The organism is Lysinibacillus sp. GbtcB16, assembly GCF_019091145.1.
Classification (GTDB): Bacteria; Bacillota; Bacilli; order Bacillales_A; family Planococcaceae; genus Lysinibacillus; species Lysinibacillus fusiformis.
The window spans coordinates 1-4648 of record NZ_JAGXJV010000029.1 but is presented as its reverse complement, the minus strand read 5'-3'; the positions used below and the strand labels follow the sequence as shown (position 1 = coordinate 4648).

Annotated in this window: 4 protein-coding genes; all 4 read left to right on the top strand. The window is 33.0% G+C overall.

Features of this window, described 5'->3' with window-relative positions:
• Positions 1-229 precede the first annotated feature (229 nt).
• Positions 230-1627, top strand: a complete 1398-nt coding sequence (locus tag KVT27_RS22835) for an MFS transporter (RefSeq protein ID WP_097796855.1) — start codon at positions 230-232, stop codon at positions 1625-1627.
• Positions 1628-2024: 397 nt separating this feature from the next.
• Positions 2025-3017 carry an AvrD family protein gene (locus KVT27_RS22830; protein ID WP_097796854.1) on the top strand — a complete coding sequence of 331 codons (993 nt, stop codon included), beginning with the start codon at positions 2025-2027 and terminating at the stop codon, positions 3015-3017.
• Between the two features lie 86 nt (positions 3018-3103).
• Entirely contained in the window at positions 3104-3796 is a 693-nt protein-coding gene (locus tag KVT27_RS22825) for an ATP/GTP-binding protein (RefSeq protein WP_001046571.1), read from the top strand.
• Between the two features lie 58 nt (positions 3797-3854).
• On the top strand, positions 3855-4648 hold a 794-nt coding region (locus tag KVT27_RS22820), incomplete at its 3' end, for an oxidoreductase (protein ID WP_217581997.1).

Genomic DNA, 4648 nt, shown 5'->3' with positions numbered 1-4648 from the left:
CACTTCATTTATTATATTTTATAAAGAACTAATGGTAAATAATAAATTTAATCATCAATTATTTTCCCGGAATACACAAGGGTTATTAGTTTAAAGGAGGTGATAATATGAATAGTACGAGAAGATATGTAATTTTAAGATCACCAATAGTTTATGAATAGTAAATTCATAACAAACTATAAAATCACTATCAATATATGTAGATTAAAGGGAAGGGTAAGGGATAAAAATGACAATACAAGAGACAGACAATAATAGAGCAGAGTTACTTAAGACGCATACCCGCACTATTTCTGATATTTGGATTTTAGTATCTTTAGCAATGGGATTTATCATGGCGACACTTGATGTTACTGTAGTAAATGTAGCAGTTGCTGATATTCAAGAAAAACTACAAATTAGTCTTTCAAGTACAACATGGATTGTTGATGGCTATATGTTATTTTTTGCTTCTTTACTTTTAGCGGGTGGTTCATTAGCAAATAGATATGGAGCTAAAAATATTTATTTGATTGGACTAACAATTTTCGTGATTGCATCTGTATTATGTGCCTTAGCACCTACTGGAACTATACTTATAGTAGCTCGTTCTATTCAGGGAGTTGGAGCAGCATTATTTATGCCGAGTTCCTTAAGTTTATTGGCAATTTCTTATCCAGATGCGAACAAACGTGCAAAAATGTTTGGGATATGGTCTGCTATTGTTTCCATCTCTTCAGGTTTAGGTCCTTTTGTTGGTGGAGTATTGGTTAATACATTTGGTTGGCGAAGCATTTTTTTAATTAATATCCCAATAGGTATTATCGGACTGTTAATGGCCTATTTTATTGTGACATCTTCCCCTGGGAAAAAAGGTAATCTGAATATTTTTAATCATATTCTAGGTATCATTACCTTAGCTGGACTTTCTTTCACTCTTATTGAAGGCCCATCATTGGGATGGTCATCTTCTTCAATAATAATTGCACTTATTGTAACGATTGTTACTGCAACTCTTTTTATATCTATAGAACGTAGAGTAAAAGATCCAATTATCCCTATGAAATTATTCAATAATTCAAGTTTTTCATCAGCCAATTTAGTTGGATTTTTAATTAATTTTGCATTATTTGGAGGAATTTTCATGTTTGGTTTATTTCTTCAAAAAGCAAAAGGAGCAAGCCCTTTTATAGCTGGCGTGGAATTATTACCAATTATGGCGGTATTTGTAATAGGAAATCTATTATTTGCACGATTAACAACACGTTTAGGAGTTAAAATTCCAATGTTAGTATCGATTACAATAGCGGGAATAGGTTCACTACTTTTAATGTTTAGTGTTTCTAGTGCACCCTATTGGATATTGGCTGTTATTTATGCGATTGCTAATTTAGGAGTAGGCGTTGCGGTCCCGGCAATGACTGCTACTGTAATGCAGGCAGCAGGTAAGGAACATGCAAATATAGCAGGAGCTACATTAAATGCTAATCGTCAAGTTGGGGCGTTAGTAGGTGTCGCTATAATGGGGGTAGTACTTCATGAAGCACATAGTTGGTACAATGGAGCAACTATTGCTTTCTTGGTAATGAGTATTGCTTATCTTGTGGCTTCTTTCTTAACTTGGCGATTTGTACGTACTGAAATATAATTTTAAAATACTTTAATAAAAATCTCTTTTCTGGAGTTTATATAAAATATAAATCTCTAGAAAAGAGATTTTTATTTTATAAATATAAGGATATTTGTGTAATTTTATGTAATTAAAAGTAATTTAATGTAATTAAATGTCAAAAAATGTAGAAAAATAACTTTGGAATTTTTTTACTAATAGGTTTATAATAACAAATGTAAAAGAAAGTTATTTGAATATAAGGAATCTTAAGAAGGGAATTTATTTATCGAATATAACAAAAGGATAAGGAGGTGATTCATAACAAGTAAAGTTAGTTGTAAAGAAGGAACAATTTGTTTTCAGAAATAAAATCAATATTTTTGTTTATAGAGTTAAAAAAATTTATATCGAAAATAAGAAGGAGTTGACTAGTATGCTAGCTACTGATCTTAGATATAAAGACATTGATGATATCTTGGGATCTAGAGAACAACGTTTTTTTGGCTCGGGATTTAAAAAAGTAAATCATCAAATATATGATATAGAGGTTAGTGAAAAATGTGTTGTAGCAACAGCTGATATTAGCTATCCTACTGACTGGTCTAAAAAGTCAGAAGATACAGATTTAAAACCTCATCTTAGTACTATTGATGCTACAGTATTGAGTTTACAACTAAATGAAGTTTACATTATGCAAAAGTTTGGGATTACAGAAGCTCAAAGAAGAAAAATATGGCTGAAGCGTATTGTTTTGAAAGCAGGAACAACACCTCAAGAAGATTTAAATAAACTTATAATTAGCACTCAACATATTAAAACAAAAAATGTTTCTGACTCTTTAGGTACAAACGTATCTATATTTGAATCTCAGATTGGCTCTATGCAAATTCGGTGTGAAATAGAACACGATATAGAAAAAGAATGCAATGAAGGAGCTAAATTTGATAGCATAGATCAAATTTTAGGATTACATAGCAAAAGATATTACGGAGATATGTATAAAAATCCACAACAAATCATGGAAGATGTGCAATTTGATTTTCAAAATCAAAAAGTTACATCGTTAGTTAATGTGACACATATAAATGAAAGTCCTTTTAAGGTGGAGGGGATGGAGGCTGCCTATTACCCATCTTTCTCAATTATCGACTGTATGATAACTGTTGCCCAAATGGCTCAAGCGCTAATATATAAAGTTGATGATATTGATCGTAGCAATAGTAATACCCTTTGGATGAGAAAAGTTATTATTGAAAATAAAAACCCTTATCAGCCATATGAGCCCTTTGTTGCATCAACATATATTTCAAAAAGTAATTTATTGAAATTAAAAGGTAGTATGTGGAGAACAACTGAAATGTTTGGAGAATATAAAAATTATAGTTTACATTATTACCTTGCTCACGAATTACCATCTGTTGATTGAAATAGCATTAAACACTTTTTTTACAAGAAAAAGTTAGTTTGGTAAATACATTACATAGTTAAATGATAGAATGAGGTGAATAGAATATGAACTTAGCGATTTCAGGTACTTATTCTTCAGGTAAAACAACAACTACATTGGCATTAGCTTATTTAACAGGGATTCCACGAACACATGCAAAAACTATGCGTGAAATTTTACCTGATGCATTGCCAGGAAAAAGACTAGAAGATTGTACTCCAGCAGAACTTTTCCAGTTAGGTATGCGTCGTTTGGTCGAACGTGCAGTACATGAAAGTCATTTGCCAAATGGGTTTATATCTGATGGTTCCTCACTCCATGAATGGGTGTATGGAAAAATAAGAATTAGAGTTGGAATTAACCCAAATGATACAGTGGGAATGAATAAAGACATAGAAAAAGATGCTAGTATGGTGTTTTTTGAAGAAGTCATTGATAATATGGGAGCTGTTATGAAACAGCATGCTAAACGTAATTATGATGAGTTTATTCATTTACCAGTAGAATTTCCATTAGTGGCAGATGGACACCGACCTGTATCAGAAAGGTTTAGACAATTATCGGATGAATTATTACTTAGAACACTCGATGAACTTGAGATTAAATATCATATAGTATCGGGAAGTATTCAAGAAAGATTAGAAAAAATAATGAAAATATATAATTTAAAGCCTGTAATGGAAATTGATAAAGCTATTGCATTAGCGAATGAAGAAGTCAAAAAAATGCAAATCGAAATTGAAGCCGCTAATATGTAATATTAAAAAACTAGGTAAACATATCAAAAATTTTCATAAAAAAATTGGAGGTATTTTCATGAATAATAATAAAACTTTATTATCCAAATCTGTTACGCCTTTGTTTGAATCATTTAATCTTGGGAATTTAACTTTATCAAATCGAGTTGTTATGGCTCCAATGACCCGTAAATGTTCTCCAAATGGAGTTCCCGGACCTGATGTTGCAGCATATTATAAACGCCGAGCTGAGAACGGTGTGGGTTTAATTATTACAGAAGGTACAGTTATTAATCACCCAGTAGCTGCAAGTGACCCTAATGTTCCACGCTTTTATGGTGAAGATGCATTAGAGGGATGGAAAGAGGTAGTTCGAGAAGTCCATGCTGCAGGCGGACGTATTATTCCACAATTGTGGCATGTGGGAATGGACCGTAAAGTTGGTGATTCACCAAACCCTGAAGCTAAACCAATTGGTCCTTCTGGTCTAGAAAAACCAGGTGTAAAAGTAACTGATCCAATGACTGAGAAAGATATTAAAGCAGTAATTAAAGCTTTTGCACAAGGGGCTGCTGATGCTCAGCGTCTAGGCTTTGATGGAATTGAACTTCATGGAGCGCACGGTTACTTAATAGACCAATTCTTATGGGAGGGAACCAATCAGCGTGAGGATGGCTATGGTGGGGATATGGTTGCTCGTACGCGATTTGCTGCTGAAATTGTTGAGGCATGTCGTCAGGCTGTGGGACCAGATTTCCCAATTATTTTCCGTTTATCACAGTGGAAAACACAAGATTTTACCGCTAAATTAGCTTCAACACCTGAATTGCTTGACGAATTTTTACGCCCTCTTGTAGATGCAGGAGTTGATAT

Coding starts and splice junctions, on each gene's coding strand:
- KVT27_RS22835 (WP_097796855.1), top strand. CDS start 230: ATGACAATACAAGAGACAGACAATAATAGAGCAGAGTTACTTAAGACG.
- KVT27_RS22830 (WP_097796854.1), top strand. CDS start 2,025: ATGCTAGCTACTGATCTTAGATATAAAGACATTGATGATATCTTGGGA.
- KVT27_RS22825 (WP_001046571.1), top strand. CDS start 3,104: ATGAACTTAGCGATTTCAGGTACTTATTCTTCAGGTAAAACAACAACT.